27 protein-coding genes and 1 tRNA gene are annotated in these 25,903 nt (G+C 66.2%); 12 read left to right on the top strand and 16 right to left on the bottom strand.

What is annotated here, in order from left to right:
* Position 1: 1 nt before the first annotated feature.
* From AC51GT_RS06715 to AC51GT_RS06690, 6 genes are all read right to left on the bottom strand, one after another.
* Positions 2 to 310, bottom strand: coding sequence for a hypothetical protein (locus tag AC51GT_RS06715; protein WP_496325511.1), 309 nt, complete (start codon positions 308 to 310; stop codon positions 2 to 4).
* A gap of 11 nt (positions 311 to 321) precedes the next feature.
* Positions 322 to 1,572, bottom strand: a complete 1,251-nt coding sequence (gene mshC / locus AC51GT_RS06710) for a cysteine--1-D-myo-inosityl 2-amino-2-deoxy-alpha-D-glucopyranoside ligase (protein ID WP_496325510.1) — start codon at positions 1,570 to 1,572, stop codon at positions 322 to 324.
* Between the two features lie 57 nt (positions 1,573 to 1,629).
* Positions 1,630 to 2,469, bottom strand: coding sequence for an SCO1664 family protein (locus AC51GT_RS06705; protein ID WP_496325509.1), 840 nt, complete (start codon positions 2,467 to 2,469; stop codon positions 1,630 to 1,632).
* On the bottom strand, positions 2,466 to 3,140 hold the full coding sequence (locus AC51GT_RS06700) for a DUF3090 domain-containing protein (RefSeq protein ID WP_496325508.1): 675 nt from the start codon (positions 3,138 to 3,140) through the stop codon (positions 2,466 to 2,468). Before AC51GT_RS06700 ends, AC51GT_RS06705 begins: the two co-directional genes overlap by 4 nt.
* 96 nt (positions 3,141 to 3,236) lie before the next feature.
* Positions 3,237 to 3,944: a histidine phosphatase family protein gene (locus AC51GT_RS06695; RefSeq protein WP_496328252.1), complete on the bottom strand. Its 708-nt coding sequence runs from the start codon at positions 3,942 to 3,944 to the stop codon at positions 3,237 to 3,239.
* Between the two features lie 80 nt (positions 3,945 to 4,024).
* Positions 4,025 to 4,867, bottom strand: a complete 843-nt coding sequence (locus AC51GT_RS06690; RefSeq protein ID WP_496328251.1) for an undecaprenyl-diphosphate phosphatase — start codon at positions 4,865 to 4,867, stop codon at positions 4,025 to 4,027.
* A 98-nt stretch (positions 4,868 to 4,965) separates the two neighbouring features.
* Between AC51GT_RS06690 and AC51GT_RS06685 the strand changes: the two genes are divergently transcribed.
* The 3 genes from AC51GT_RS06685 to AC51GT_RS06675 are packed head-to-tail and all read left to right on the top strand — an operon-like array spanning position 4,966 to position 7,363.
* Complete coding sequence (locus AC51GT_RS06685; protein ID WP_496325505.1) at positions 4,966 to 5,988, top strand: YncE family protein; 1,023 nt, start codon at positions 4,966 to 4,968, stop codon at positions 5,986 to 5,988.
* Between the two features lie 56 nt (positions 5,989 to 6,044).
* Positions 6,045 to 6,260: a DUF5703 family protein gene (locus AC51GT_RS06680; RefSeq protein WP_496325872.1), complete on the top strand. Its 216-nt coding sequence runs from the start codon at positions 6,045 to 6,047 to the stop codon at positions 6,258 to 6,260.
* A gap of 20 nt (positions 6,261 to 6,280) precedes the next feature.
* Positions 6,281 to 7,363 (top strand): quinone-dependent dihydroorotate dehydrogenase, encoded by a 1,083-nt coding sequence (locus AC51GT_RS06675; RefSeq protein WP_496325871.1) that lies wholly within the window; start codon positions 6,281 to 6,283, stop codon positions 7,361 to 7,363.
* Positions 7,364 to 7,390: 27 nt separating this feature from the next.
* Here the strand turns inward: AC51GT_RS06675 and AC51GT_RS06670 are convergent, their stop codons facing one another.
* From AC51GT_RS06670 to AC51GT_RS06660, 3 genes are all read right to left on the bottom strand, one after another.
* Positions 7,391 to 7,921, bottom strand: a complete 531-nt coding sequence (locus AC51GT_RS06670; protein WP_496328250.1) for a YbhB/YbcL family Raf kinase inhibitor-like protein — start codon at positions 7,919 to 7,921, stop codon at positions 7,391 to 7,393.
* A gap of 107 nt (positions 7,922 to 8,028) precedes the next feature.
* Positions 8,029 to 9,366, bottom strand: coding sequence for a M20/M25/M40 family metallo-hydrolase (locus AC51GT_RS06665; protein ID WP_496325503.1), 1,338 nt, complete (start codon positions 9,364 to 9,366; stop codon positions 8,029 to 8,031).
* A 90-nt stretch (positions 9,367 to 9,456) separates the two neighbouring features.
* Complete coding sequence (locus AC51GT_RS06660; RefSeq protein WP_496328249.1) at positions 9,457 to 10,281, bottom strand: MBL fold metallo-hydrolase; 825 nt, start codon at positions 10,279 to 10,281, stop codon at positions 9,457 to 9,459.
* A 120-nt stretch (positions 10,282 to 10,401) separates the two neighbouring features.
* On the opposite strand from AC51GT_RS06660, the gene AC51GT_RS06655 reads away from it, so the two are divergent.
* The 3 genes from AC51GT_RS06655 to AC51GT_RS06645 all read left to right on the top strand — a co-directional run bounded on the left by AC51GT_RS06655 (position 10,402) and on the right by AC51GT_RS06645 (position 12,521).
* Positions 10,402 to 10,487: transfer RNA gene (locus AC51GT_RS06655), tRNA-Leu, on the top strand.
* An 83-nt stretch (positions 10,488 to 10,570) separates the two neighbouring features.
* Positions 10,571 to 12,034, top strand: coding sequence for an SDR family NAD(P)-dependent oxidoreductase (locus tag AC51GT_RS06650; RefSeq protein ID WP_496328248.1), 1,464 nt, complete (start codon positions 10,571 to 10,573; stop codon positions 12,032 to 12,034).
* 10 nt (positions 12,035 to 12,044) lie between these two features.
* Positions 12,045 to 12,521 (top strand): DinB family protein, encoded by a 477-nt coding sequence (locus AC51GT_RS06645; protein WP_496325870.1) that lies wholly within the window; start codon positions 12,045 to 12,047, stop codon positions 12,519 to 12,521.
* Here AC51GT_RS06645 and AC51GT_RS06640 read toward each other — a convergent pair.
* The gene (locus AC51GT_RS06640; RefSeq protein WP_496328247.1) at positions 12,512 to 13,498 is read right to left on the bottom strand and encodes an oxygenase MpaB family protein; all 987 of its coding nucleotides are present in this window, start codon (positions 13,496 to 13,498) and stop codon (positions 12,512 to 12,514) included. The genes AC51GT_RS06645 and AC51GT_RS06640 overlap by 10 nt on opposite strands.
* Positions 13,499 to 13,653: 155 nt before the next feature.
* On the opposite strand from AC51GT_RS06640, the gene AC51GT_RS06635 reads away from it, so the two are divergent.
* Together AC51GT_RS06635 and AC51GT_RS06630 are read left to right on the top strand one after the other, a co-directional pair.
* Positions 13,654 to 14,694 (top strand): nucleoside hydrolase, encoded by a 1,041-nt coding sequence (locus AC51GT_RS06635; RefSeq protein WP_496328483.1) that lies wholly within the window; start codon positions 13,654 to 13,656, stop codon positions 14,692 to 14,694.
* 9 nt (positions 14,695 to 14,703) lie between these two features.
* Positions 14,704 to 15,132 carry a hypothetical protein gene (locus tag AC51GT_RS06630; RefSeq protein ID WP_496325499.1) on the top strand — a complete coding sequence of 143 codons (429 nt, stop codon included), beginning with the start codon at positions 14,704 to 14,706 and terminating at the stop codon, positions 15,130 to 15,132.
* Here AC51GT_RS06630 and meaB read toward each other — a convergent pair.
* The 3 genes from meaB to AC51GT_RS06615 are packed head-to-tail and all read right to left on the bottom strand — an operon-like array spanning position 15,129 to position 20,254.
* Positions 15,129 to 16,115, bottom strand: coding sequence for a methylmalonyl Co-A mutase-associated GTPase MeaB (meaB, locus tag AC51GT_RS06625; protein ID WP_496328246.1), 987 nt, complete (start codon positions 16,113 to 16,115; stop codon positions 15,129 to 15,131). The genes AC51GT_RS06630 and meaB overlap by 4 nt on opposite strands.
* Before the next feature lie 15 nt (positions 16,116 to 16,130).
* A complete protein-coding gene (scpA, locus tag AC51GT_RS06620; protein WP_496328245.1) occupies positions 16,131 to 18,371 on the bottom strand; it encodes a methylmalonyl-CoA mutase in 2,241 nt (746 codons plus the stop codon).
* Positions 18,368 to 20,254, bottom strand: a complete 1,887-nt coding sequence (locus AC51GT_RS06615; protein WP_496325496.1) for a methylmalonyl-CoA mutase family protein — start codon at positions 20,252 to 20,254, stop codon at positions 18,368 to 18,370. Before AC51GT_RS06615 ends, scpA begins: the two co-directional genes overlap by 4 nt.
* A gap of 166 nt (positions 20,255 to 20,420) precedes the next feature.
* Between AC51GT_RS06615 and AC51GT_RS06610 the strand changes: the two genes are divergently transcribed.
* The 3 genes from AC51GT_RS06610 to AC51GT_RS06600 all read left to right on the top strand — a co-directional run bounded on the left by AC51GT_RS06610 (position 20,421) and on the right by AC51GT_RS06600 (position 22,406).
* On the top strand, positions 20,421 to 21,170 hold the full coding sequence (locus AC51GT_RS06610) for a TVP38/TMEM64 family protein (RefSeq protein ID WP_496328244.1): 750 nt from the start codon (positions 20,421 to 20,423) through the stop codon (positions 21,168 to 21,170).
* Between the two features lie 97 nt (positions 21,171 to 21,267).
* Complete coding sequence (locus AC51GT_RS06605) at positions 21,268 to 21,849, top strand: hypothetical protein (RefSeq protein ID WP_496328243.1); 582 nt, start codon at positions 21,268 to 21,270, stop codon at positions 21,847 to 21,849.
* The gene (locus AC51GT_RS06600; RefSeq protein WP_496325493.1) at positions 21,846 to 22,406 is read left to right on the top strand and encodes a hypothetical protein; all 561 of its coding nucleotides are present in this window, start codon (positions 21,846 to 21,848) and stop codon (positions 22,404 to 22,406) included. The genes AC51GT_RS06605 and AC51GT_RS06600 overlap by 4 nt, the downstream gene beginning before the upstream one ends.
* A gap of 33 nt (positions 22,407 to 22,439) precedes the next feature.
* Here AC51GT_RS06600 and AC51GT_RS06595 read toward each other — a convergent pair whose 3' ends face one another.
* From AC51GT_RS06595 to AC51GT_RS06585, 3 genes are read right to left on the bottom strand one after another with little or no spacing between them, the layout of a single operon-like run.
* Complete coding sequence (locus tag AC51GT_RS06595) at positions 22,440 to 23,648, bottom strand: SPFH domain-containing protein (RefSeq protein WP_496325492.1); 1,209 nt, start codon at positions 23,646 to 23,648, stop codon at positions 22,440 to 22,442.
* Entirely contained in the window at positions 23,645 to 24,073 is a 429-nt protein-coding gene (locus AC51GT_RS06590) for an NfeD family protein (RefSeq protein WP_496328242.1), read from the bottom strand. Before AC51GT_RS06590 ends, AC51GT_RS06595 begins: the two co-directional genes overlap by 4 nt.
* Positions 24,074 to 24,113: 40 nt before the next feature.
* A complete protein-coding gene (locus AC51GT_RS06585; protein ID WP_496328241.1) occupies positions 24,114 to 24,953 on the bottom strand; it encodes a DUF3097 domain-containing protein in 840 nt (279 codons plus the stop codon).
* A gap of 99 nt (positions 24,954 to 25,052) precedes the next feature.
* On the opposite strand from AC51GT_RS06585, the gene AC51GT_RS06580 reads away from it, so the two are divergent.
* Positions 25,053 to 25,880, top strand: coding sequence for an Rv1486c family protein (locus AC51GT_RS06580; protein WP_496328240.1), 828 nt, complete (start codon positions 25,053 to 25,055; stop codon positions 25,878 to 25,880).
* The last annotated feature ends 23 nt before the right edge of the window (positions 25,881 to 25,903 follow it).

Raw genomic sequence — 25,903 nt, 5'->3', positions numbered from 1 at the left:
GTCAGGAGATCCGTTCGATCGACACGACAGGTGTTGTGATGCGCCAGGTTCGAACGTCGGGGTCCTCGGCGGCCCGGACCCAGAACTGCGCGGACTCGCCGACCCGGCATGCCTTCACGCCGAGCAAGGGGATGTCCTCGGAATCCCGGCGGAGCTGACTCACCGCCCAGGCCTCGTCACCGTCGCTGCCCACGCCCGGTGCGCGAAGCAGGGTCATCTCACCGAAATCGAGTAGGTAGGTCGACGTCCGCGTGGTCACTGCCCACACACCCACAGCTGTACCGGGATCGATCTCTTGAGCTTTGGCCACGATGTGGAACCTTACCCAAGCGGAGCGATGCGTACACCGAGGAGCGCGTCAACGGCATCGGCCACGTCGGCGGGCGCAGAAGGCACCTTGCCGAGTCCGCCCAATGTGTCGTGGGCCCAGGCGTCAATCGCGACAAGTGCTTTGGGGGTGTCGAGGTCGTCGGTCAGATGCTGACGCAGTCGCTCGATGGTCGGCTGGGCATCGGGGCCGGACTCGCAGGCGGCGGCGTTGCGCCAGAGTTCCAGCCGGGCCACCGCCTCGGCCAGTACCTCATCGGTCCAGGGCCGGTCGGTGCGGTAGTGCTCGGCGAACAGACCGAGGCGGATGGCACCGGGGTCGACATCGGCGGCCCGCAGCTTGGAGACGAAGACCAGGTTGCCCTTCGACTTCGACATCTTCTCGCCGTCGAGACCGATCATGCCGGTGTGGACGTAATGCTTGGCGAACCGGCGGGCTCCGGTCAGCGCCTCGCCGTGGGCAGCGGAGAACTCGTGGTGCGGAAAGATCAGATCGCTGCCGCCGCCCTGGACATCGAATCCGGCGCCGATCCGGTTCAAAGCGATTGCCGTGCACTCGATGTGCCAGCCGGGCCGACCGGGTCCGTGCGGCGAGTCCCACGACGGCTCACCTTCGCGCGCGGCCCGCCAGAGCAACGCGTCGAGCGGGTTGCGCTTGCCGGGCCGATCCGGGTCGCCGCCACGTTCGGCGAAGAACCGCTGCATGGTCGGCAGGTCGTAACCCGACTCGTATCCGAACTGCTCGGTGGCGTCGACGCGGAAGTAGACGTCGGGGTATTGCTCGTCGTCGACGATGTAGGCGGCGCCGGAGGCCAGGAGCTTGCCGACGACCTCGACCACCTCGTCGATCGATTCCACGGCACCGATGTAGTCGCGCGGTGGCAACACCCGCAGCGCCGCCATGTCCTCGCGGAACAGATCGGTCTCGCGCGATCCCAGGTCGACCCAGTCGATACCGTCGCGCTGCGCCCGTTCGAACAGCGGGTCGTCGACGTCGGTGATGTTCTGGACGTAGTGCACATCGTGTCCGAGATCGCGCCAGAGGCGATTGACCAGATCGAAGGTCAGGTAGGTGGCAGCGTGCCCGAGATGCGTTGCGTCGTAAGGCGTGATGCCACAGACATACATCGTCGCAGTCTTACCGGGCACCACCGGGCGGATCTGCCGGTCAGAGGTGTCAAAGAGCCTCAATGCCGGTCCTTGACCGGGAACAACGGGAACAACGGTTTCAGACCACGACTGCATGAGGTCCACCTTATGGGCGCAGCACGGGGCCGCGCTCTCGGGGCCGAGAAGAACGGGTCAGAAAGCGGGCCACGGGATGGGCCGCGACCGATCGGCCTGGGGCATCACGGGTCGTTCGACCATCTCGGCGGTGCGGTTGATGAGCGCTGCCACCTCGGCGGGTGTGATCAATTCGGCGAGCTGGTCGCGCAACGGCGAGTCCTCGCTGCGCAGCGTCTCGAGCAGGCCGACGACGTCCTCGAGCAGATGCGCCGGGATGGATTCGGCGGCCCATCCCCACAGGACGGTCCGGAGTTTGTCCTGGGTGTGCATGCAGATGCCGTGGTCGACGCCGTATACCTGGCCGTCGAGGCCCTCGAGGACGTGTCCGCCCTTGCGGTCGGCGTTGTTGATGAGGATGTCCAGGACCGCCATCCGCTGCAATCGCGGATCGTCGGCGTGGACCAGCACCACCTCTTCCCCGCGGGAGTCCACGGCGGACAGGATCAGCTTCCAGCCCTCGGGCACCAGGTCCGGTGAGCACAGGTCCACCAGATCGAGGCGGGTCGGCAACCCGTCGGCGGGTTCGGGCGTATCGATCCACCGCTGCACCATCCCCGGACCGAACGGTCCGTCGCGCAGCAGCGTCGTCGGGACCACCGACCAGCCGAGCGCGTCGGACACCAGATACGAGGCCACCTCGCGTCCGGCCAGGGTGCCGTCCGGGAAGTCCCAGAGCGGCTGTTCCCCACGGACCGGCTTGTACACACACCGGACCTGCTCGTCACCCAGGACGGCATCGCAGACAAGTGTGGCGTTGCTGGCGTTGCGGATCTGCCCGATCAGTTCGAGTTCACCGGTGGCCAGGATGTGCGCCACATCAACAGGCCGGTCACCGGTCGGCGTGCTTGCTGTCACCGGCCGGACTCGTCACCGGCATCCGGACCGGAGGGGTCATCGGGATCGTCCTCGTCGAGCAGGGTCGGATCGTTGAACAGATCGGGGTCGACGAACTCGAGCGACGGGCCGAACGTGGCCTCGCGGTGGTATCCGTTGGTCCGGACGCAGATGTGCCCGGTCGAATCGAGCGGATCGCCGCACAGCGGACACGGCTCACGACCGGCCGAGATGACGCGGCTGGAACGGGCGGCGAACTCCCGGGCCGCACCGGTGCTGAGGAACACCCGGACCGCGTCAGGTCCCTCTTCGGTGTCGTCGAGCACAACACTCTCGTCGAACTCACCCTCGGTGATGGCGAGCAACTCGACCACGACCGCCTCCGATTCGGAGTCCCAACCCAGGCCCATGGTGCCCACCCGGAACTCGGCGTCGACGGGCATCAGCAGCGGGCTGAGGTCTTCGACCCGGGCCAGCTCGGCAGGCAATGGTGTCCCGAACCGGCGGTGCACCTCTTCGAGCAGGGCACCGATTCGATCGGCGAGGATCTGGACCTGCTGCTTTTCGAGCATGACGCTGATGACCCGCGTCTCGTGGATGGCTTGCAGATAGAAGGTCCGGTCACCGGGCTGGCCGACCGTTCCGGCTATGAAACGGTCCGGGCTGCGGAAGACGTGTATCGCTCTGGCCATGGCACCTCCGTTCTCCTGAAATTGATTATCCCCAATCGGGGCGGGTTCGCCCAAGGCGTTGCCGGTTGGTGTCGCGACGGTGGCGACATCGCGCGCTCAGGTCCCGGTGGAACCGCCGACGACGGCATCGTCGGGGTGACTGTGCCCGGACTTCTCGGACTTCTCGGACTGCTTCGGCTGCGCCGGGATCGACGGGAGGGTCGAGGTGCAGTTGACCGCATGCACGTACGGTCGCGCCACGCTGTACCGGACCACGCTGGCGGACGCCGGTTCGACGACGATCCGCTGGAACGAGTCGAGGTGCATGCCCATCGCGTCGGCGAGGATCGCCTTGATGACATCACCGTGCGTGCACGCAATCCAGATGCCGGATCCGTCTTCACCGGAGAAGCGTGCGTCGAGTTCCCGGATCGCGGACACGGCCCTGGCCTGGACCTGAGCCAGCCCCTCCCCGTCGGGGAAGATGGCCGCGGACGGCTGCTGCTGCACCACCCGCCAGAGCGGTTCCGAGAGCAGTTCCTTGATCGATCGTCCGGTCCACTGGCCGTAGTCGACCTCTACCAGCCGCTCGTCGACGATCTCGGGGCAATCGAAATGGTCCACCAGCGGCGCCACGGTCTGCTCACAGCGCAGCAGCGGTGAGCGGACGACCGCCACCGGGCTCTGCAGGCCGCCGAACCGTTCGATCAGACCGGCGGATTGGGAGCGACCGTGATCATCGAGTCCCACCGATGCCGAGCGGCCGGCCAGCACACCCGAGGTGTTCGCCGTTGATCGTCCGTGTCGAAGCAATATGACCGTCACGTGTCATACCTTATGCGCCGGAGCGGTTACCCGACTCGGCGCGAGCGCGTCGTCGCACGTCACAGCCCTGCGCCGAAAAATCATGTTGCGCTGATCACGCCGCCGGCGAGCAACCCGAACACGAGCAGGCCCAGGATCACGCGGTAGCCGACGAACCAGTACAGCGAATGGTTCGCCACGAACTTCAGCAACCAGGCGATGGCGGCATAACCGACCACGAATGCGACCAGGGTGGCGACCAGCAGTTGCATGCCGGACGACTCCATGCCGTCGCCGGTGGGATTGAATGCGTCGGGCAGGCTGAACAGTCCCGATGCGGTCACCGCAGGAATTGCCAACAGGAATGAGAAACGCACCGCAGCTTCACGTTTGAGACCGAGGAACAGGCCCGCGCTGGCGGTGGCGCCGGAACGCGAGACTCCGGGGATCAGTGCCAGACACTGGGCCAGGCCCATGACGATCCCGTCACGGGTGGTGAGTTTTTCGATGGGACGTTCTTTCCGGCCCAACTTCTCCGCTGCGGCGATCACCACGGAGAAGATGATCAGCATGCTCGCCACCAGCCAGAGATTGCGGGCACCGGTACGGATCTCGTCTTTGAACAGCACGCCGAGGACACCGATCGGGATCGTGGCGATGATCACATACCAGCCCATCCGGTAGTCGAGGTCGCGGGCGTCCTTGTTGAACATCCCCCGGAACCACGCCGCGATGATGCGCACGATGTCCTTCGCGAAGAACACCAGCACGGCGGCTTCGGTACCCAGCTGCGTCACCGCGGTGAACGACGCACCGGCGTCTTCGCCGAACCAGATCTCGGAAACAATGCGCAGGTGACCGGAGGAAGAAATCGGCAGGAACTCGGTCAATCCCTGTACGGCCCCAAGGACTATCGATTGGGCCCATGTCATGGTGTCACTCACGGGGGCAGATGCTACGGGAAACCTCCGTCGCCTCCTCGAGTTGCGACACCGCCGCCCCCGTGGCATGGCGCGCCGGGCGAACAAGCAAGATGGGTGGCATGAATGTGCGCGGTAAATCTCTGTTCGTAGCGATGGCGGCCGCCGCGCTGGTGTTGTCGGGATGCTCAGATTCGGGTGACACCCCCGATGTTCCGACCATCGCTCCCCAGACCCCGATCGCCGCACCCGCAGCCGATCCGGCCACCCCGCCGGCGGGCACTGTGGTGCCGGTGCCGAACGCCGGTACCGCGATGGCCCTGTGCCCCGGGACCGACCAATTGGCGCTACTCGCCGACGACGGCCGCTCGGTCCTGTTCTACCCCACCGGTGGCCTGACTCCCGGAGCGCAGCCCTCACGCACAGTTGGGTTGAGCGACAAGGCAACCGGCTTCGGAACCTTCCAGGACGGCAAGCTCCAGGTGCTGATCCCGGGTGCTCTTCTGACCGTCGATTCGGCGACCGGTGACACGGTCCGCACAGACGTCCCCGGCAATCCGGTGTCCGCGATCGTGACCTCGGACGGCCAGACCCTCGTCGGTACCGACAAGGGCAGCCTGATGGTCGTCGATGCCGACGGCAAGGTAGTCGACACGATCACCGGATTCGTCCGGGTCGACGCGATCGCCGAACACGACGGGCAGGTCGTCGTCCTCGACCGCGCGCAGTCGTCGGTGACCGAGGTCGACGTCGACGACCGCGATCTGGGCGTGTCACTGCGCTCGGGCGACGGTGCGACGAACCTCACTGTCGACCACTACGGCCGGTTCCTGACCACCGACACCAAGGGTGGCGAGGTCCTCGGGTTCTACGGCGACCCGCTCGTGAACAAGTTCCGGCATCCCGTGGCTTTCGGGCCCTACGCCGTAGACTACGACGACACCCGCAACCTGGCGTGGGTGGCGACCACCGGAAACAACAAGGTCACGGCGTTCGAGCTCGCCACCGGAACCCCGGTCGAGGTCAAGCAGTTCGAGACCGTACCGCAGGCCAACTCGATGGTGGTCGACCCCGAGACCGGCACGGTGTATCTGCTGTCGGCCGATGGTGGTGGACTGCAGATCATCAACCCCGATCAGCAGTGAGGTGAGCTGAGACCTTGGCAGGCACGCGCAGCCGTGGATTTCCACGCGAATGGGATATGTCGACCGACGACTACGAATACGTCCCGTTGCGCCTCCCGCCAGATGTGACCCGGGTAACCGCCTCCATGCGCTTGTCGATCCAAGCCGAGTTCGGCGGTTGGGAACTGTCCCGGGTCCGGCTCTACCCCGATGGCAGCCGCAAGGTGCTGCTGCGCCGTCGCCGTCCGCGACCGGCAACCCCCGATGAACCCGATACTGGAATGAGCGCGTGATCGCTACTGTCTACCGCCGGCTGTACCGGTGGCTTCTGACCCTGATGTTCCTGATTCCGCCCGAGCGGATCCACACGATCGCGGCGAAGGCCATCTCGTGGACCGGCCGGTTCAAGCCGCTGCGCATCATCGCCCGGCGGATGCTCGTGACGGACGACCCGGTGCTGCGGTCGCAGGTCTTCGGGCTCGAGTTCCCCGCGCCGCTCGGACTCGCGGCCGGATTCGACAAGAATGCCGAGGCGATCGACGCCTGGGGCGCGCTGGGATTCGGGTTTGCCGAGATCGGCACCGTCACCGGGCAGGCCCAACCCGGCAACCCGGCTCCGCGGTTGTTCCGCCTGCCCGCCGACCGGGCGCTGATCAACCGGATGGGCTTCAACAACCATGGTGCCGGTGCCGCCGCCAACCAGTTGCGCCATCGCAAGGCGACGTCATCGCTGGTCCCGATCGGCGCCAACATCGGCAAGACCAAGGTGGTCGAACCGCAGGACGCGATCGAGGACTACCTGATCAGTGCCCGTCTGCTCGGTCCCCTGGCCGACTTCCTCGTGGTGAATGTGAGTTCGCCCAACACCCCCGGACTCCGCGATCTGCAGGCGGTCTCGTCGCTGCGCCCGTTGTTGTCCGCGGTGACCGAGGCCGTCGAGATTCCGGTCCTGGTGAAGATCGCCCCCGATCTGGCCGACGACGACATCGATCAGATCGCCGATCTCGCTGTCGAATTGGGGCTCGCCGGCATCGTCTGCACCAATACCACGATCAGCCGCGAAGGTCTGACCACGCCGGCATCCGAGATCGAGAGCATCGGTGCCGGCGGACTTTCCGGAGCACCGCTGGCCGATCGCTCCCTCGAGGTGCTGCGGCGCCTCTACGGTCGCGTCGGCGGACAGATCACCCTGATCAGCGTCGGCGGTATCGAAACCGTCGACCAGGCCTGGGAACGGATCTGCGCGGGCGCCTCGCTGATCCAGGCATACACGGGCTTCATCTACGGTGGCCCGTTGTGGGTCAAGCTGATTCATCAGGGACTGGCCCAGCGGGTGCGTGCCGCCGGTTATCACTCCATCGCCGAAGCGGTGGGCAGCGCCGCCCCCGGGCGCTGACCCGGGAACGGCGCGGCGGGTGCGCCGCTAGCGCTCGTAGGTGTTCGTGATGATCGCGCGTGCGATCGCGTGGCTGAACAGGTTGAACCCGAGGTACGCCGGGGTTGCGCCGTCGGGCAGTTCCAGGCTCTCCACGTCCACCGCGTGCACCACGGTGTAGTAGTAATGCGTGCCGTGCCCGGGAGGCGGTGCGGCACCGATGAATCGCGGCACGGACGCATCGTTGTTGAGGGCAACGGCCCCGGACGGCAACGAGCCCTCGGCACCATCGCCCACGCCGGCGGCGAGTGAGGTGACCGAGACCGGGATGTCGGCGACGGCCCAATGCCAGAAGCCCGATGCGGTGGGCGCCTCGGGATCGTAGACGGTGACGGCAAAGCTCTTGGTCTCCGGCGGGAAATCGGACCAGGTCAGCTGAGGTGAGATGTCCTCACCACCGGCTCCCATGATTCCCGACACCTGGGGATTCTCCAGGGCGGCTCCGTCGGTGATGCTCTCGGAGGTCAGGGTGAAGCCGGGAAGCTTCGGCAGTGCGTCGTACGGGTTGTACCTCGACATCGTTGTTCGCGTCCTTTCCGTAGGTGGCCCCACCATCATGCTCGAGGTGGACCGGGGATGTGGCCGGGACGTTCATCGTCGGCGCGCCGAAACCGCGCGCCGCGGTCTCAGCTGTGCATCAGGAAGTGCTCGAGCACCTCGGTCCCGAACAGCAACGACTCCACCGGTACCCGTTCGTCGATGCCGTGAAACAGTGCGGCGAAATCGAGTTCGGTCGGCAACTTCAGGGGCGCAAAGCCGAAGCAACGAATCCCCAAGCGGGCAAAGGCTTTTGCGTCGGTGCCGCCGGAGAGCATGTATGGGACGGTCCGGCCCTGTGGGTCGTGCGCGAGAATCGCATCGTTCATCGCATCGACGAGATGGCCGTCGAACGTCGTCTCGTACGAGTCGAGTTTGGTGATCCATTCACGGGTGACGTTGGGTCCGATCAATTCGTCCACCTCGGCCTCGAACGCGGCCTGGCGTCCGGGCAACACCCGGCAATCGACCACCGCGGTGGCGGTCTGCGGGATGACGTTCGCCTTGTAACCGGCCGAGAGCATGGTCGGGTTGGCGGTGTCGCGCAGCGTTGCCCCGATGATCCGGGCGATGGTGCCGATCTTGAACAGCGCGGTCTCCAGATCCGGCGTGTCCGGGTTCAGCGACAGTCCGCTCTCCTCGGAGACCGCTGCCAGGAACTGCGAGACCGACTCGGTCATCACCAGCGGGAACTGATGTCTGCCGAGTCTGGCCACGGCTTCGGCGAGGATCGTCACGGCATTGTCGTCATTGAGGAACGAGCCGTGCCCGGCGGTGGCCGTCGCCGTCAATCGCATCCACCCCAGCCCCTTCTCCGCGGTTTCCACCAGGTAGAGACGCTTCTGGCTGCCGTCCGGGCGATCGACGGTCAACGAGAATCCGCCCACCTCGCCGACGGCCTCGGTGACACCCTCGAACAGGTCGGGCCGGTGGTCGACGAGCCAGTGCGAACCCCACTTACCGCCGGCCTCCTCATCGGCGAGGAAAGCGAAGACGATGTCGCGCGGCGGCGTGGTGCCGGCCCGCTTGAACTGACGCGCCAGCGCCAGCGCCATGCCGACCATGTCCTTCATGTCGATCGCGCCGCGGCCCCAGACGTATCCGTCCTCGATGGCTCCGGAGAACGGGTGCACACTCCAGTCCTCGGCTTGGGCGGGCACGACGTCGAGATGCGAATGCAGGAGCAGCTTGCCCCGGCTGCGATCGGCCCCGGGCAATGTCGCGAACACGTTGCCACGGCCGGGTTGTCCGGACTCGACATACTCGGTCTCGTAGCCGGCCTCTTCCAGCTTCTGCTGCACCCACCGGGCGCACTCGGCCTCGCCCTTGGTGGTGGCCAGTTCACCGGTGTTGCTGGTGTCGAACTGGATGAGCCGGCTGACGAGGTCGACCACTTCTTCGGTGGCGGCAGGCGCGTTGGGGTTCACCTGCACATTCCTATCACCACCAGTGCCTGCCCCGATGTCCGGGCGAGACGGCCCGGCCCGCCGGGTCCGACCCGGTTTTCCGGGTCCGGTTCAGGTCAGATGGTCGAAATCGCCTCTCACCCAGCCGATGTGGCGGTCCGCCGACGACCGGACGATCGCCCGGGCGTCACTGTCGAGGTAGTCGGCGAAGTTTCCGTACAGCCGATCGAAATCGAACCGGCACAGCGAGGTGGTGATGCGCTCGACCACCGCGGCGGACAGTGGGATGCGGTTGGGGTAGCTGCGCATGAAGCCGACGCTGCGGCGATCGGGATTGGGCAGCACGGTGTCCCCGCTGAGCATCACTCCCCGACCACCGGCGCCGGCTTCCCAGTGAGCGACAGCGCTGCCCGGGAAATGACCGCCGGGCTGACTCAGGGTGACCCCGGGAAGGACCGTGAGGTCCCCGCTCCACGGTTCGATGACCGGATCGGGGCGGGTGACCCACTCGAGGTCGGATCGGGCCACCAGGACCGGTACGCCGCCCAGCGCCCGCGACCATTCCACCTGTACCCCGAACATGTGTGGATGACTGGCCGCGATGGCCGCCGGCGTTCCCGCGGCCCGGACCGCTTCGAGCGCCGCGTCGTCGATGAAGCCGATCGGATCCCAGAGCAGGGTGCCGGCATCGGTGCACACGAGTTTGCTGTGTTGACCGATGCCGACCCCGGGCGAGGTGGACAGCCCCAGCAAGCCGGGTTCCAGTTCGGTGACCACCACGCGTTGTCCTTCGGAGGCCAACTCGCCGATCGTGGTCCACTGCTGTCCGTGCGGCGGAACATATTGGCGTTCGTCCGCACAGATGCGGCAGATCTCGGGTAATTGCGCGGACTGTTCCACCGCACAGGTCCGGCATACGATGGTGGTGACATCCATGGATCCATTCGTAGCAAATCTGCGAACAAAACGGCTCTGTACAGGCGATTTGGGTTGCGGGCTCAGAGTCGGTTAATGTTGTCCAGCGCTGACAGAGAGGTTTCTGACAGAGCGAAACGAGTCCGAGTGGCGGAATGGCAGACGCGCTAGCTTGAGGTGCTAGTGTCCTATTAACGGACGTGGGGGTTCAAGTCCCCCCTCGGACACTCATAAGAAATCCCCGACCTTCTGGTCGGGGATTTTTTGTTGCTCGACGGACATGGGTGGTCGGTTGATGGTCCGAGGCACTATGACGCGGCCACTACACTGGCTAACCGTGCACGACGTACCCACCGAATCCATTGACGCCGCCGACATGGCGGTCTTCCGCCGCGTCCTCGATCAGGTCACCGAGCTCGATGCGCAGCATCCGGACTCGGTCGCGGTGCAGCGTGCGGTGGCGCAGATGTTCAAGCACGCCAAACGCAACCGTCGCCGGGAGCGGAATCAGATCCGTTCGGATGCGGACCGAAAAGTGTTGGCGGCCACGGCAACCGGATCGCCGGACCGGATCGACGACGAAACCGCGGGTCTGCCGCTGACCGGCGCTCCCGGAACGAGCGCCGGAACTCTGATCCGCCCGCAGAACTGTTACATCTGCAAAGTCGAATACACCCGGGTCGACGCCTTCCACCACCAGCTCTGCCCCGAATGTGCGACGTCGAATCGGCACAAGCGTGAGCAGCACGCCGACCTCACCGGTCGTCGGGCACTGCTCACCGGTGGACGCGCCAAGATCGGCATGTACATCGCCCTGATGTTGCTGCGTGACGGCGCAGAACTGACCATCACGACCCGTTTCCCCCGCGATGCCGCGCGACGGTTCGCCCGCCAACCCGACTCCGATCAGTGGCTGCACCGCCTCAACGTCGTCGGGATCGATCTGCGTGACCCGGCGCAGGTCGTTTCCCTGGCCGACTCGGTTGCCGCCGAGGGACCACTCGACATCCTGATCAACAACGCCGCGCAGACCGTCCGCCGCTCCCCTGGCGCGTACAGCTCCCTGGCCGACGCCGAGCTCGCCCCACTGACCGGTTCGGCTGCGACGGTGCCGCTGCTGACGATGGGCGACAGCAGCGAACTGCATCCACATGCGCTGGCCTCGGGCGGCGACAGTGACGCCGCCGCCCAGGCGCTCGCCGCACTGGCCATGACCGCAGGTTCTTCGGCTCCCGCGCGAATCGCGGACGGTACGGCGATCGACGCCGGCGGGCTGCTCCCCGACCTGGTCGACAGCAACAGTTGGGTCGAGACCGTCGACCAGGTGGACCCGCTGGAGTTGCTCGAGGTACAGCTCTGCAACAGTGTCGCGCCGTTCATCCTGCTGTCCCGGCTGACCCCGGCGCTGAAGGCGTCGCCGTTCCGGCGCAAATATGTGGTGAACGTGTCGGCGATGGAGGGCATCTTCTCCCGCGGATACAAGGGTCCGGGGCATCCCCACACCAACATGGCCAAGGCAGCCCTGAACATGCTGACCCGCACCAGTGCCGGCGAGCTCTATCAGGACGGCATCCTGGTGACCGCGGTCGACACCGGCTGGATCACCGACGAACGCCCGCACACGAGCAAGATGCGACTGGCCGAAGAAGGCTTCCGCGCGCCATTGGATCTGGTCGACGGCGCCGCCCGCGTCTACGACCCCATCGTGCAGGGCGAAGCCGGTGTGGATCTGTACGGCTGCTTCCTGAAGGACTTCGAACCGTATCCGTGGTAATTGGTTGACGGTGAAAACACCGGAGATCAATCCGCTCGGCGCGGCGATGTTGTCCGTCTGCGGCGAGACGCTGGAATCGATGGTGTCGATCCTGAAAGCGCTCGGTGACGATCGCGCCAACACCAGACCGGCGTTGCCGGGCGCGAACAGTCCATACGCCATCGTCTTTCACTGTGTCGGCGTCATCGAGTACTGGGCGGGTTCGGTCATCGCGGGTCTGAGGATCCCGCGCGATCGCGACGCCGAGTTCCTCGCCACCGGAGCGGTCGAAGAGTTGATCGAGCGGGTCGACGCAGTGCGTGCCCGGCTACCGGGATGGGTTGCGATCGCGATCGACGAAGGCATCCGCGATCGGTCTGCGGCGGGATCCACCCGCACCGAGGCCGCGACCGCATCCCCCGAGTGGGTTCTGCTGCATCTGCAACGCGAGTTGGCCCAACACCTGGGCCAACTCGAATTGACGAGGGATCTACTGAATCAGGACTGACGTGCGCGCACCTGGTAGGCCGCCCCGGCGTTTTCCCGCCTCTTCATGGCCTGGATCGAGGCATGGTGGCGGCGGGCGTGGTAGGCCAGCGGGAAGTAGGTCAGCCGTTCCGGGAGTACCTGGTAGGACCCCCGGATCACCTTGTGTATCCGCTCGAGGTCGCGTTGTTCCTTGTTACTCCAGGTCAGGCCGAGGATCTCCCGAACCCTGGGGTCCATCACACCAACGGTCGTCAGGTAGTTCAGGTCTTGCAGGGGCTTGCCGGCGAACTTCGCCAGTGCCCGGGTGGCCGGCCGCAGGCTTTTCGGTACAGAGTCCGGAAGGGGCGGCGCTTCGCGCATCTGCTTGATCAGTGTCAGTGCCACCTCGTGGGCGACGAGTTTGTTGTTGACGAAGTCGTCGAAGTATTCGTTGAACTCCCCGATCGTCTCGGGGTAGCCCCTCATCGGGACCTGCACGATCTTGGCGATCCGCCGGTTGTCCCGCAGGATCTCGAACTTCTCGTCCTCGGTGAAATCACGGCCGATCAGCAGAGGTCCGGCGGCGAGTGTTGTCGGGAACGCGGTGGCGATCACCCACTGGTAGGCCTCCGGGTTCAGCGCGCTGATGTGCTTGCCCTGGGCGTTTTTCATCCGCAGCGGCTGATGCATCTTGCGGAGGCGGTGACCCTCGGCGATCGCCTCTTCACCGCCGTAGACCCAGCGCAGAACCGAATCGATGGAACGGATCGCACGGCCTGCCGGATCGGTCCGGAACACCGAGTACTTGCCGACGACGTCCCCGATGACCGGGTGCATCACCTGCATCACAAAGGCGGCCCCGTTGATCGGGAGAAAGGTGAAGTGGCCGGTCTGCTCGGCGGTGATCGAGTCCGGCGGAACCAGTTCGATGTCGCTGTCGGCGTTGTTGATCAGCGAGTCTTCGCCCTCACCGGGCGGGACTGCGCGCACCTGGGGGCCGGATTCTGCGATGGTCATCGAACATCCTCTCGACGAGCAACAGGGACCCAAAGGGGAAACGTCCGTGATCAGATTAACAGTCTCGATGGGTCCTGAACAGGGCCGCGCCGGCGGGTTCCCGGTACCGCGGTCGGCTCGGCGTTCTCCCCAGCTAGGGTCGAACGGTGATTTCAGTGCCCCTCATCTTCGACTGCGACACCGGAATCGACGATTCCCTGGCCCTGCTCTATCTCCTTGCGCACCCGTCGGCAGATGTCCGGGCCGTGTTGTCCACCGGGGGCAATGTCCCGACCGATGTGGTCTGCGCCAACAATCTGGCCTGGCTGCAGCTCTGCGGCCGCGACGACATCGAGGTATGCGTGGGCGCCGACGGGCCACTCGAGGCGCCGTTGATGACCACCGAGGACACCCATGGCCCCATGGGCATCGGATACGCCGAACTGCCGGTCGCGACGTCCACGCAGTCCCACCGGGATGCCGCTGACGCCTGGATCGAACTGACGGCCCAGAGTCCCGGCGACTACGTGGGTCTGGTGACCGGCCCGCTGACCAATCTGGCCCTGGCCATCCGGCGGGATCCGTTGCTGCCGAGCAGGCTTCGACGCCTGGTCATCATGGGAGGGGTGTTCCACCAGAGCGGAAACACCACCCCGACCACCGAGTGGAACATCGCCGTGGACCCCGAAGCCGCCAAAGAGGTTTTCGCCGCCTTCGGTCAGGACGGGGCCCCGCGTCCGATCATCTGTCCTCTCGACCTGACCGAGACCATCCGGATGACACCCGACCATCTCGGACGATTGGCTGCGCTGGCCGAATCCAGCCCGGTCGAGCAGCCGGGGCCCGACGACGAACCCGGCACCCGATCCGTGGCCGACAACGTGATCGTCCGCCATCTCGTGGATGCGGTCAGGTTCTATTTCGAGTTCCATGAGGCGCAATCCGAGGGCTACATCGCGCACATGCACGATCCGTTCGCCGCAGCGGTCGCGCTTGATCCGTCGGTCACCGGTACCCGCCTGGCCTGTGTCGACGTCGAGATCGACGGAACACTGACCCGCGGCACCACGGTCGCCGACGAACGTGGCTTCTGGAATCGTCCGGTCAACGCCGAGATCGCGACAACCACCGATCCGGACCTGTTCTTCGACGATTTGATCGAACGGATTGCGGCCTTTGCGGTCGCCGTGCAGCATGGGACGGGTACCCGACGATAGGTGCGCCCAATGCCATCTGTGACAGATATTTCGAAAGAACTGTTGGCCATCGGGACAGGTGCGGCTCTGGCCACCAGCGTGAACCTGGCCATCGGCGATCGCCTCTCACCCCGAGCCCGCACCGTTGTCATCGGCGCAGGTTTACCGGTGGTCGCGGCCGTCTATCCGCTCACACGTTCGTGGCGTGGTGCGGATCCGGGCGCCGTGCGGCGCGAGGTCATCGCACTGGCCGCTGCCGGTGCGATCGCCACCGGCGCCGCACTGCTTCCGGCGGGCCCGGCCCGCACGGTTGCCGCAGCGGGATGGATCGCCCATGCCGGATTCGACTATCTGCACACCCAAGACCGTTCGTCGAAGCTGCCAGGTTGGTATCCCCCGGTCTGCGCAGGCTATGACGTCGTGGTCGCGGGCCTGGTGGCCTACGAAGCGGACCGTTAGCTGTCGAAGGCCTCGACGATCGCCGCCGCGGCCAGCGCCGGGGTGAGCGTGCCGGAACGCACCTCGTCTTCGACGCGGTGACGGATCGCCCGAACCTCGGGATCGGCGTCGAGCCGGCGCAGGAGCTGATCGGTCACCATCGCCCACATCCACTCGACCTGCTGACGGTTGCGGCGGGCCTCGAATTCTCCTGCCGCACTGAGGACTTCCTTGTGCTTGAGCACGGTCTGCCAGAACTCGGCGACGCCGGTCCCCTCCATGGCGCTCATCGTCAGCACCGGCGGACGCCAGATCGCCTCGTGCGGCGTCAGCAGGCGCAGCGCGCCCTGCAGTTCGCGAGCCGCGTTCTTGGCCTCGTTCAGGTACTTGCCGTCGGCCTTGTTCACGATCACGATGTCGGCCAGCTCCAGGACACCTTTTTTGATGCCCTGCAACGAATCCCCGGTGCGCGCGAGTGTCAGGAAGCAGAACACGTCGACCATGCCCGCGACCGTCACCTCGGACTGTCCGACACCCACGGTCTCGACCAGCACCACATCGAAACCGGCAGCTTCGAGCAGCACGATCGTCTCGCGGGTCGCCTTCGCGACACCGCCGAGCGTGCCCGAGGTCGGCGAGGGCCGGATGTAGGCGTTCGGATGCACCGACAGCTGACCCATCCGGGTCTTGTCACCGAGGATCGAACCCCCGGTGCGGGTCGACGACGGATCGACGGCCAGCACGGCAACCTTGTGGCCCTGCTCGATCAGGTACATGCCGAGCGCTTCGATGGTTGTCGATTTGCCGACGCCGGGCACGCCGGTGATACCGACCCGGTAGGACTTGCCCGAGTCGGTACCCAGGGACAACAGCAATTCCTGTGCCTGGGCGCGGTGATCCGCCCGCGTCGACTCGACCAGGGTGATGGCTCGCGCCAGATCAGGTCGTTTGTCGGCGCGGACGGCATCGGCCAGCGCAGCCAGATCCAATGGGGGTCTAGGCATGTGCTTGTCTCACACTCACGAAGTCAGCTCATGCCCCAACTCGGTGGCCAGCTTCTTGATCAGCTCCACCGCGGAGTCGGCGATGACCGTTCCCGGCGGGAAGATCGCGGCCGCGCCGGCCTCGTACAGCTCATCGAAGTCGCCGGGCGGGATGACCCCGCCGACCACGATCATGATGTCGCTGCGCCCGACCTTCGCGAGGGCATCGCGCAGTGCGGGCACCAGGGTGAGGTGACCTGCTGCCAACGACGACACACCGACGACATGCACGTCGTTGTCCGAGGCCTGCAGCGCCACCTCATCGGGGGTCTGGAACAGCGGACCGACGTCGACGTCGAAGCCGAGGTCGGCAAAGGCGGTCGCGATCACCTTCTGTCCGCGATCGTGGCCGTCCTGGCCCATCTTCGCGACCAGCACACGCGGGCGCCGACCTTCTGCTTCGGCGAACTTGTTGACCAGCTCGATGGCGTCGTCGATGTTCTGCACAGTCCCGGCCTCGTGTCGGTACACACCGCTGATGGTGCGGATTTCTGCCTGATGGCGACCGTAGACCTTCTCCAGTGCCTCGGAGATCTCGCCGACGGTCGCCTGATGGCGGGCCGCCTCGATCGCCAACGCCAGCAGGTTGTTGTCCAAACCGCCTTCATCGGAGGCCGCGGCCCGGGTCAGGTTGGCCAATGCGGCCTCGACCGCAGCCGGATCGCGGTTGGCGCGAAGCCTTTCGAGCTTCTCGATCTGCTCGCCGCGGACCTTCGAGTTCTCGACCTTGAGGACCTCGATCTCCTGGTCCTCGTCGACCTGGTACTTGTTGATGCCGATCACCGGCTGCTGGCCGGAGTCGATCCGGGCCTGCGTACGCGCCGCGGCCTCTTCGATCCGCAGCTTCGGGATGCCCTCGTTGATGGCCTGCGCCATGCCGCCGGCCTCTTCGACCTCGGCGATGTGCGCCCGCGCCTTGTTGGCCAGTTCGTGGGTCAGCCACTCGACGTAGTTGGATCCGGCCCACGGGTCGATCGGCCGGGTGGTGCCCGACTCCTGCTGCAGGAGCAGCTGGGTGTTGCGGGCGATCCGGGCCGAGAAATCGGTGGGCAGTGCCAGCGCCTCGTCGAGGGCGTTGGTGTGCAGCGACTGGGTGTGACCCTGGGTCGCGGCCATCGCCTCGATGCAGGTACGCGCAACGTTGTTGAACGGATCCTGTGCGGTCAGCGACCATCCCGAGGTCTGCGAATGTGTACGCAGCGACAACGATTTCGGGTTCTTGGCGTCGAACTTGGCAACGAGCTCACTCCAGATGAGCCGCGCCGCACGGAGCTTCGCGACCTCCATGAAGAAGTTCATGCCGATGGCCCAGAAGAACGAGAGCCGCGGTGCGAACTTGTCGATGTCCAGACCGACGTCGACGCCGGCCCGCAGGTACTCGATGCCGTCGGCGAGGGTGTACGCCAACTCGAGATCGGCTGTGGCACCGGCCTCTTGGATGTGGTAGCCGGAGATCGAGATCGAGTTGAACTTCGGCATCTTGAGGCTGGTGTACTCGAAGATGTTCGAGATGATCCGCATCGACGGCTTCGGCGGATAGATGTAGGTGTTGCGGACCATGAACTCTTTGAGGATGTCGTTCTGGATGGTCCCGGCGAGCTTCTCCGGAGGCACACCCTGCTCCTCGGCGGCAACCACGTACAGCGCGAGAATCGGCAGCACTGCACCGTTCATCGTCATCGAGACCGACACGTTGCCCAGATCGATACCGTCGAACAGCTGACGCATGTCGAGGATGGAATCGATTGCCACACCGGCCATACCGACGTCACCGGCCACCCGGGGATGGTCGGAGTCGTAGCCGCGGTGGGTGGCCAGGTCGAATGCCACCGACAGACCTTTCTGGCCGGCCGCGAGGTTGCGACGGTAGAAAGCGTTGGACTCGGCCGCGGTGGAGAAGCCGGCGTACTGCCGAATCGTCCACGGCTGGTTGACGTACATCGTCGGGTACGGACCGCGCAGGAACGGGACCGACCCCGGCACGGTGTCGAGCGGGTACGGGTGCTCGCCGTCCTTGGTCACCGCGTCACGGTCGGCGCGGGTGAAGATCGGCTTCACATCGATCTGCTCCGGTGTGCTCCAGGTGACCTGCTCGGTCGAATACCCGTGTGCCTGAGCCAGATCGGAGATCAGCTTCTCGCTGTCGCCGGTCGTCGCTGCCGCATCCGTCAGCGGCACGTCCGCAAAACTCGCGATCTTCTTCTGTGTACTGGTCATTGGTTCTGCGCCTCGATCTTGTCGAACAGTCCGGTCAACGTGGTGATGGCGTCGATACCGATCTGCAGGAATCCATCCGGGGTATCGGCGTCGTCGGCCCAGGCCTTGGGTGGACCGGCCAGCAGCACGGTCTCGACACCGGCGGCACGGGCAGCCGACAGGGCGGCGGCACCATCGGTCGCGTAGCGAGGATTTGCCGCACACAGTACGGCGACTGCGGGGTTGCCCGCCGCCGAGATCGCAGCGGCCACCGAATCACCGTCCAGCGGACCGGGATTGACGGCTTCGATACCCCCGGCGGCCAGCAGGTTGGCAACGAACGTGGTGCGTCCGTTGTGTTCGGCCACCGAGCCCAGCGGCAGCATGATCGCCGTGGGACGACGGCCGTGAGCGGCGAGGTAGGCATCGGATCGATCGCGCAGACGCTCGAACGGCCGCGCGATCCGGATCAGGTTGGGCGCGGAGGCGGGCAGGTCGGCGACATCGGCCGCACCTGCGGTACCGAGCGGCTTCTCCCCCAGGTTCGGGAACTCGTTGATACCGGTGAGCGCGGTGGTGCGGTGTGCCACCGCATTGTCGCGGGCCTCGACCGACTTGGCGATCTGCTCGCCGATCCAGCCGTCGGCCAACGCCTGACGGTAACCGCCCTTGCCCTCGATCTCCTGGAACAGCGCCCAGGCCGCGACGGCCAGGTTGTCGGTCAACGACTCGACGAACCAGGAGCCACCCGCGGGGTCGATGACCTTGGCGACGTTGGACTCTTCGAGCAGCAGCAACTGCGTGTTGCGGGCCATGCGGCGCGAGAAGCTCGGGTTGGTGGTGCGATCGGCGGGCGCCAGCGCCGCGTCGAACGGCAGCACCGTGATCTGGTCGGCGCCACCGACTCCGGCACCGAATGCCGCGGTGGTGACGCGCAGCATGTTCACCCAGGGATCGCGCTGACTCATCATGCCCAATGCGGTGACGCCGTGGGTGAGCGCTGCGCCCGCCGACGGTGCGCCGCTGACCTGCGCCACGCGGCCCCACAGTCGCCGGATCGCCCGGAACTTGGCCATCGTGCCGAACTGATCGTCGGTGGCCGAGAGCGCAAAGCTCAACTGCGCAAGCGCTTTCTCGGTCGACAGGCCGGCGGCGGCGAGCTCGCGCAGGTACTCGACGCCCGCGGCGATCACAAAGGCCAGCTCTTGGACGTCGGTGGCGCCGCCGAGTGCGAAGTCGGTGCCGTCGACACGGATGGCCCGGACACCGGCGCCGGATTCCGTGGCCACCGTGATCGCATCCGCGAGCTCGACGGTCGGCCGGCCGGACAGGGCCGCGGTCAGTGGCGCCAAGCCGTAGGAGGCGACCGTGCTCAGCGACGCGGTGTCGGGCAGCAGCCCCTGAAGAGCGCGGGCCGCGTCGATGCCGTGTGCGCCAGCGTCGACGGTGACGGGGACGAGGTCGAGGAACACCCCGTCCAGGACTGCCGCCAGTTGCTCGGGGGCGATCGCATGCTCGCCGACCGCCAACCACAGACCGCTCACGCCGTTGTCGAGTGCCTCCAGGATCGCGGCATTGAGCGCCTTCGGATCCTGGGGTTCTCCGGTCGGATCTCCGAAGCGTTCGGTGACGCGCCAACCCATGTTCACATCGCGGGTGGCGTCGCTGCCGCGGACGAACGGGTACGAACCCGGAAGGCCTGGCTCGTCGAGCTCGTCGCGTCGTGTGTACAGCGGCTTGATGACCAGTTCGTCCGGCGTGATGGTCGACAGCAACGCTTCGGGTTGCTCGGTCAGGTCCGCGGCGTCAATCCGCTTGGACTTGGCCAGCACCTGCGCGGCAGAGTCGGACCATCGCTGGTAACTGGCCTCCAGGTCTTGGAGGTCGGAATGGGTATCCGGCATTCGGGGTGAGCCCTTCGATCGGCTGGTGACGTCGTGATCTCGGTCGCATCAGAACGTGGAATCGACACTATCCGATCGATCACTCGCGCCAAAAGTCGAGGTGGGTGCTATCGCAGTGGTGTCGCGCACACCGGGGAGCCGGGCCGTCGGCCGTATGGTTGAGCCCGTGAAAACCTATGGTCGCGTCACCCGGCAGACTGCGGTGACCCGAGCTGTGATCGGACTCATAGCGGTGGTTGCGGTGCTGCTTGCCGCCTACCTGGCGCCCATCCCATCGGTTTCCCGACTCCGGGAGTGGGCGGATTCGTTCGGCCCGACCTTCGTCTGGTTCTTTTTCATCGGCTACACGATCATCGTGATCTTCCCGATCCCGCGGTCGGCGTTCACCGTTGCCTCGGGGTTGCTGTTCGGACCGGCTGTCGGCTTCGTCGGCGCGATGGTGGCCACCACCGTGGCGGCGATAGCCGCGTTCTTCCTGGTTCGCAGATTCGGCCGGGCCCGAATCCAGCCGTTTCTCCACCATCCGGTCGCCAGGGCGGTCGAGTTGCGGATGGAACGACGTGGCTGGCTCGCGGTCGGGTCATTACGCCTTATTGCGGCCTGCCCGTTCTCGGTGACCAACTACATCGCCGCGCTGTCATCGATCAAGTTCGTGCCTTTCCTGCTCGCGACCGTGGTCGGGGTCCTGCCCGGAACCGCGGCCGTGGTGCTGCTCGGTGACGCGCTCACCGGCGAGGGTGAGATCTGGTCGCTGGCATTGTCGGCCGGCCTGTTCAGTGCCGGGGTGATCGGGCTGGTCCTCGATGCGCGCCTGGGTGTCGACGCCTCGGCCGAAGACGAGTCCGCACCGCAACCCGCCGCCGACTGTGCCGGTACCTCTGACACCACCACCCCGGCATCAAGCTGGAAAGCTTGATTGCTTTCTATCAAGCCCATTAACTTGATAGTCTCTTATCCAGGTTCAATCCTTGATGAGCAATCGAGGTGTCCGGCCTACGTGCGTGGAGGCAGCGATGTATGTACTGACCGTCGATCAGCGACGCAGCCGGAGCGAACCGGACCGGGTCCCGGCTGCCCTGACCGCACTTGGCAACGTGCCGACCGTCCGGCCCTTCGACCGCACAGCCGGGGATGAATTCCAGGCGGTCCTGGACGATCCCGCGGCGGTCGCCGACGCGGTCACGATCCTGGCGGACGATGGCCACTGGAGCATCGGCGTCGGGATCGGCGCCGTCGAACTACCGCTGCCCGAACAAACCCGGGCCGGACGCGGTCAGGCCTTCGAACGCGCCCGAGATGCCGTGACCTCCGCCAAGAACACGCGGTACCACGTCAGTGTGGTCGGATCCGGGACCGCAGCCGACAGACATGCGCAAACCGCGCTCCGATTGCTCGTTCGGACCGCGGCCGGACGGAGCGCGGCCGGACGGGAAGCAGTGCGGCAGATGCGCCTGGGCCGCAGCCAGTCAGAGGCGGCTGTCACACTCGGGATCTCACCGCAGGCGATGTCCCAACGACTTCAGGCCGCGGATTGGCACATCGAGGAGGACACCCGCGTGCTCGCCACCCATCTACTAGAAGTCGCCCGCGCATGATCGTCGCGGCGATCGTGTTGCTGGCAGCAACCGCGGTCCTGCCCCTGGTCATCAGCCGGCTGCCCCTCGGCCATGGGCGCCGGACGAACATCGCCGCGGCGATGATCGCGCCGGCGGTACTCGGCCTTGTGGCGATCCTCGGGCTGATCGCCGATCCGGCCGCGGGCGCCGGAGAGGTGGTGATCCATTGCCTCACCGTTGCCGCTGCGGTCACCGGCGGCACCCTGATGGTGCGTGCCGGGCTGCTGCTGGGCGGAATCGAACCCTGGCAACTCGACACCCCCATTCGGCCCCCGAACCCGGGCGCCGATCCGGCGCCGATACCGACCCCGCTCCGTGGTGGCCGCGTCATCGGGTATCTCGAACGCATCGTGGTGGTCGCGGCGCTGGGTCTGCAATGGCCCGAGGCCATCGCCATCGTGCTGGCGGTCAAGGGGCTCGGTCGTTATCCCGAACTACGCGAACCAGGTGCGGCCGAACAGTTCATCATCGGGACGCTGGCCTCGGTCCTCTGGGCCGCGGCGACCGCCGGTGCGGCCTACCTGCTGGTGCACTGAGCGCGCCTGCATACTTCCGCCACCGCGGATGTCTCAGCCTTGTCCAGGTTTGTCCGGCCCGGACGCGCTGCCGGCCGGGGCCTGGTACTGAGCGGGGGCCGGGAGTGTGGGTTCCACCGGGCGGGCCGAGAGCGGAGGCTGATCGGCTATCGGTGTCCTGGCAACTGCTTCGGCCGCGGCCACCGCCTGCGCGACCACGGGATCGGTGGCCTTCTCGAACCAGTCCGCGATGTCGGAGTCGTCGACCGGCGCCGGACTGTCGTCGGCCGGGGCCTCGTAGCGGAAGACACCGTCATCGGACCGGATCCCGAACGATTTGGCAAAACCCTGCAGTGCCGAACCGAAGTCGGTCGGGACCACCCATACCTTGCTGGCTTCGCCCTTGGCCATCTCCGGGAGTTGCTGCAGATACTGGTAGGCCAGAAGTTCGGGCGTGGGCTTGGCGGCCTTGATCGCGGCAAAGACCTTTTCGATCGACTTGGCCTCACCCTGGGCGCGCAGGTATTGCGCAGCGCGGTCACCCTGCGCCTGAAGGATGAGCGATTGCCGGTCACCTTCGGCAGTGAGGATCGCCGCCTGCTTGGCGCCCTCCGCGTAGAGGATCTGGCTCTGCTTGTTGCCCTCGGCGGTCTTGATCGCCGATTCGCGCTGGCCCTCGGCGGCGAGGATCGTCGCGCGCTTCTCGCGGTCGGCCTTCATCTGCTTTTCCATCGATTCCTGGATGGAGGGCGGCGGCAGGATCGATTTCAGCTCCACTCGGGCCACCCGCAGACCCCAGCGACCGGTGGCCTCGTCCAGCACACCGCGCAGCTGCGCGTTGATGTATTCACGCGAGGTCAGGGTCTCTTCGAGGGTCATCCCGCCGACCACGTTGCGCAGCGTGGTCGTGGCCAGCTGTTCGACTCCCACGATGTAGTCGTTGATCTCGTAGACCGCGGCCTGCGGGGTGGTGACCTGGAAGTAGACGACGGTGTCGATGTTGACAGTGAGGTTGTCCTCGGTGATGACCGGCTGCGGTGCGAATGAGACCACCCGCTCCCGCAAATCGATGCGGGCGCGGATGCGGTCGACAAACGGAATCAGGAGTGTGAGCTGACCGGAGGTGGTTTTGATGTACCGGCCCAGTCTCTCGATCACCGCCGCCTCGGCCTGCGGGATCAACGCGACCGACTTCACCAGGATCACCGCCACAACCAAGACCAGAACCACGATCACCACCAGTCCGACCAGCATGGTGCTCATCCTTTCCACACCACGGCGGTGGCGCCTTCGATGTCGAGAACCGTCACCGATTCGCCTTCGGCAAACCGGTCAGCTGGATGCGCGGCCCGGGCCGACCACACGCTTCCGTCGAACTTCACCTGCCCGGAATCGCCGTCGATGGCGGCAACGACCACGCCGTGACGGCCGATCAGGCCTTCGGTGTTGGTGGCTAGTCGGGGCCGGTTGTACATGTGCCGTTTGGCAACCGGACGGACAGCGAACAGCAAGAGCAACGACGTCAGGGCGAAAACGGTGCCGTCGACCCATAGTGGGGTGTCGAAGACGGCGCTGACCCCGGCCGCGGTCAGGGCACCGCCGGCGAGCATGAGCAGGATCAGGTCGCCGCTGAGTACCTCAGCGCCGACCAGTATCAGTCCGGCCACGAGCCAGATGACTGCGCTCACACATCCACTGTGCCACGCAAAGCGGGCCCGGGTTGTCTCGTTATTCGACTGCGGTCACAAAATCGATCAGTTCCTCGACGGCCCGGATCAGCGGGACCTCGATGTCACGGAAACTCGACACGGACGAATTCACCTTCCGCCAGCCGTCTTGCGGTGTTCCCCAGTTCAACTCCTGGCAGATACCGGTCTTCCAGTCGGTGCCCCGTGGGATCTTCGGCCAGGCCTTGATCCCCACCGCGGCGGGCTTCACCGCTTCCCAGACGTCGATGTAGGGATGTCCGGTGACCAGGACGTGTTCGCCGACCCGTTCGGTGAGCCGGGATTCCTTCGATCCGGCCACCAGATGGTCCACCAGGACGCCGGCCCGGCGGGTGGGTCCGGGCTCGAACTCGGCAAGCGCCTCGTCGAGATTGTCGAGCCCGTCGAGACTGGAGACCACGATGCCCTCGACACGCAGATCGTCGCCCCAGATCCGCTCCATCAACGCCGCATCGTGAACGCCTTCGACGAACAGCCGACTCGCGCGGGCGACCCGGGCACGCTGCCGGGCCACCGTCCGCGACCCGGACGCGGTCCGCGCCGGTGCCGAGGGCGCCTTCACAATCGGCTTGGTCAAGGTCACCGGTTTGCCGTCGATCAGGAACGCGGCGGGCCGCATCGCGAAGATCCGGGTCAGTCCGCGACGGTCCTCCAACCGCACGAACTCGCCGTCGTAGCTGCGTTCGAAGCCGACCACGGCACCACAGAACCCGCTGGCCGCGTCCTCGACGACGAGGTCACGCTCGGCAGCGACCTCGGGAACGACCGGCCGGTTGCTCTTCCGCGGTCCCGACAGGACGTCTCGACCATAGCGATCAGAACCATTGCTGTTCACCGACACCACGTTAGGGCCCGGCGCAGGGCCACGGTGCTTGCCACGCCGGGCCGCGGCACCGGCAGTAAGATCGGTCCAGACGCAGGCGAGAAGTGAAGGGCAGTGATGACCGACAATGTTCTTGAGTACCCGAACGACACCGCGGGCATCGCAGGTGCCCTCGGTGCGTGGGGTGCGGCGTGGCAGTCAGGCCGCTGCTCCCCCGATGACCTGCTCGACGTGCTCGCCGGATGGAGTTCGCGCCACCGGGTGATCGCCGCGGATAATTCTGCCGCCCAAGAACTTTCGTTGAATCCGGAAGGCGAGGAGAGCGACGCGCTCCTGCGCCTGATCCGCGAGGGGTCCACTCACGGCCTGGCACTGCTGCTGGTCGCGCCCGGCGACATGCTCGGTCTGCCGCCGCGCGGTCCGGTCACCACCGCTGCGCTCGACGCCGGTGAACTCCTGGTGGTACCCGGACGTTTCGCGCTCATCCCCCGCCGGCTGGACCGCTACACCGTCGGCTGGGGTGTACACACCCTGATCGGCGCCCCCGCAATCCCCATCACTCATTCCCTCGGTGAGGTCGAATACGAACTCAGAGAAGGCATTCGGTCGGCGACGCAGATCCTGGCCGAGCTCCGGATGCCACGGACGGCCTCCGCGGAAGGACGTCCGGATCCGCGCGACGTCGTTGCGCGGATGACCCGGCTCGCCGCCCAGCAGCTGCCACCCGGGGTCAATCCACGAGCCGAGCGGATCCTCGAACAGGCCGCCCACGTGGCCGCCATCCTGTCGGTGGCCCGCGCTGCGGCGCCGGACTTCGGGGTCGTCGCGGACCAGCAGCACAGCGGTGACACCGCCCTGCGGGAGCTCGGTCGCACGGTCCGGATCGCCAGGATGAGTGCCACCAACGCCGTCATCGACGAATTGGTGTCCAGCAACCACGTCTGAGGCCGGCCGCGCCGGACGGCTTA

It is taken from the genome of Williamsia sp. z34, from assembly GCF_059553395.1.
The sequence above is the reverse complement of the archived record's forward strand: the minus strand, read 5'-3'. Positions and strand labels throughout refer to the sequence as shown.

What these genes read in the sequence shown, in the direction of transcription:
- mshC (WP_496325510.1), bottom strand. Translation starts at nt 1,572, where the DNA reads ATGCAGTCGTGGTCTGAAACCGTTGTTCCCGTTGTTCCCGGTCAAGGA.
- AC51GT_RS06700 (WP_496325508.1), bottom strand. Translation starts at nt 3,140, where the DNA reads ATGGCCAGAGCGATACACGTCTTCCGCAGCCCGGACCGTTTCATAGCC.
- AC51GT_RS06685 (WP_496325505.1), top strand. Translation starts at nt 4,966, where the DNA reads ATGAATGTGCGCGGTAAATCTCTGTTCGTAGCGATGGCGGCCGCCGCG.
- AC51GT_RS06680 (WP_496325872.1), top strand. Translation starts at nt 6,045, where the DNA reads ATGTCGACCGACGACTACGAATACGTCCCGTTGCGCCTCCCGCCAGAT.
- AC51GT_RS06670 (WP_496328250.1), bottom strand. Translation starts at nt 7,921, where the DNA reads ATGTCGAGGTACAACCCGTACGACGCACTGCCGAAGCTTCCCGGCTTC.
- AC51GT_RS06660 (WP_496328249.1), bottom strand. Translation starts at nt 10,281, where the DNA reads ATGGATGTCACCACCATCGTATGCCGGACCTGTGCGGTGGAACAGTCC.
- AC51GT_RS06650 (WP_496328248.1), top strand. Translation starts at nt 10,571, where the DNA reads ATGACGCGGCCACTACACTGGCTAACCGTGCACGACGTACCCACCGAA.
- AC51GT_RS06640 (WP_496328247.1), bottom strand. Translation starts at nt 13,498, where the DNA reads ATGACCATCGCAGAATCCGGCCCCCAGGTGCGCGCAGTCCCGCCCGGT.
- AC51GT_RS06630 (WP_496325499.1), top strand. Translation starts at nt 14,704, where the DNA reads ATGCCATCTGTGACAGATATTTCGAAAGAACTGTTGGCCATCGGGACA.
- meaB (WP_496328246.1), bottom strand. Translation starts at nt 16,115, where the DNA reads ATGCCTAGACCCCCATTGGATCTGGCTGCGCTGGCCGATGCCGTCCGC.
- scpA (WP_496328245.1), bottom strand. Translation starts at nt 18,371, where the DNA reads ATGACCAGTACACAGAAGAAGATCGCGAGTTTTGCGGACGTGCCGCTG.
- AC51GT_RS06615 (WP_496325496.1), bottom strand. Translation starts at nt 20,254, where the DNA reads ATGCCGGATACCCATTCCGACCTCCAAGACCTGGAGGCCAGTTACCAG.
- AC51GT_RS06605 (WP_496328243.1), top strand. Translation starts at nt 21,268, where the DNA reads ATGTATGTACTGACCGTCGATCAGCGACGCAGCCGGAGCGAACCGGAC.
- AC51GT_RS06600 (WP_496325493.1), top strand. Translation starts at nt 21,846, where the DNA reads ATGATCGTCGCGGCGATCGTGTTGCTGGCAGCAACCGCGGTCCTGCCC.
- AC51GT_RS06595 (WP_496325492.1), bottom strand. Translation starts at nt 23,648, where the DNA reads ATGAGCACCATGCTGGTCGGACTGGTGGTGATCGTGGTTCTGGTCTTG.
- AC51GT_RS06580 (WP_496328240.1), top strand. Translation starts at nt 25,053, where the DNA reads ATGACCGACAATGTTCTTGAGTACCCGAACGACACCGCGGGCATCGCA.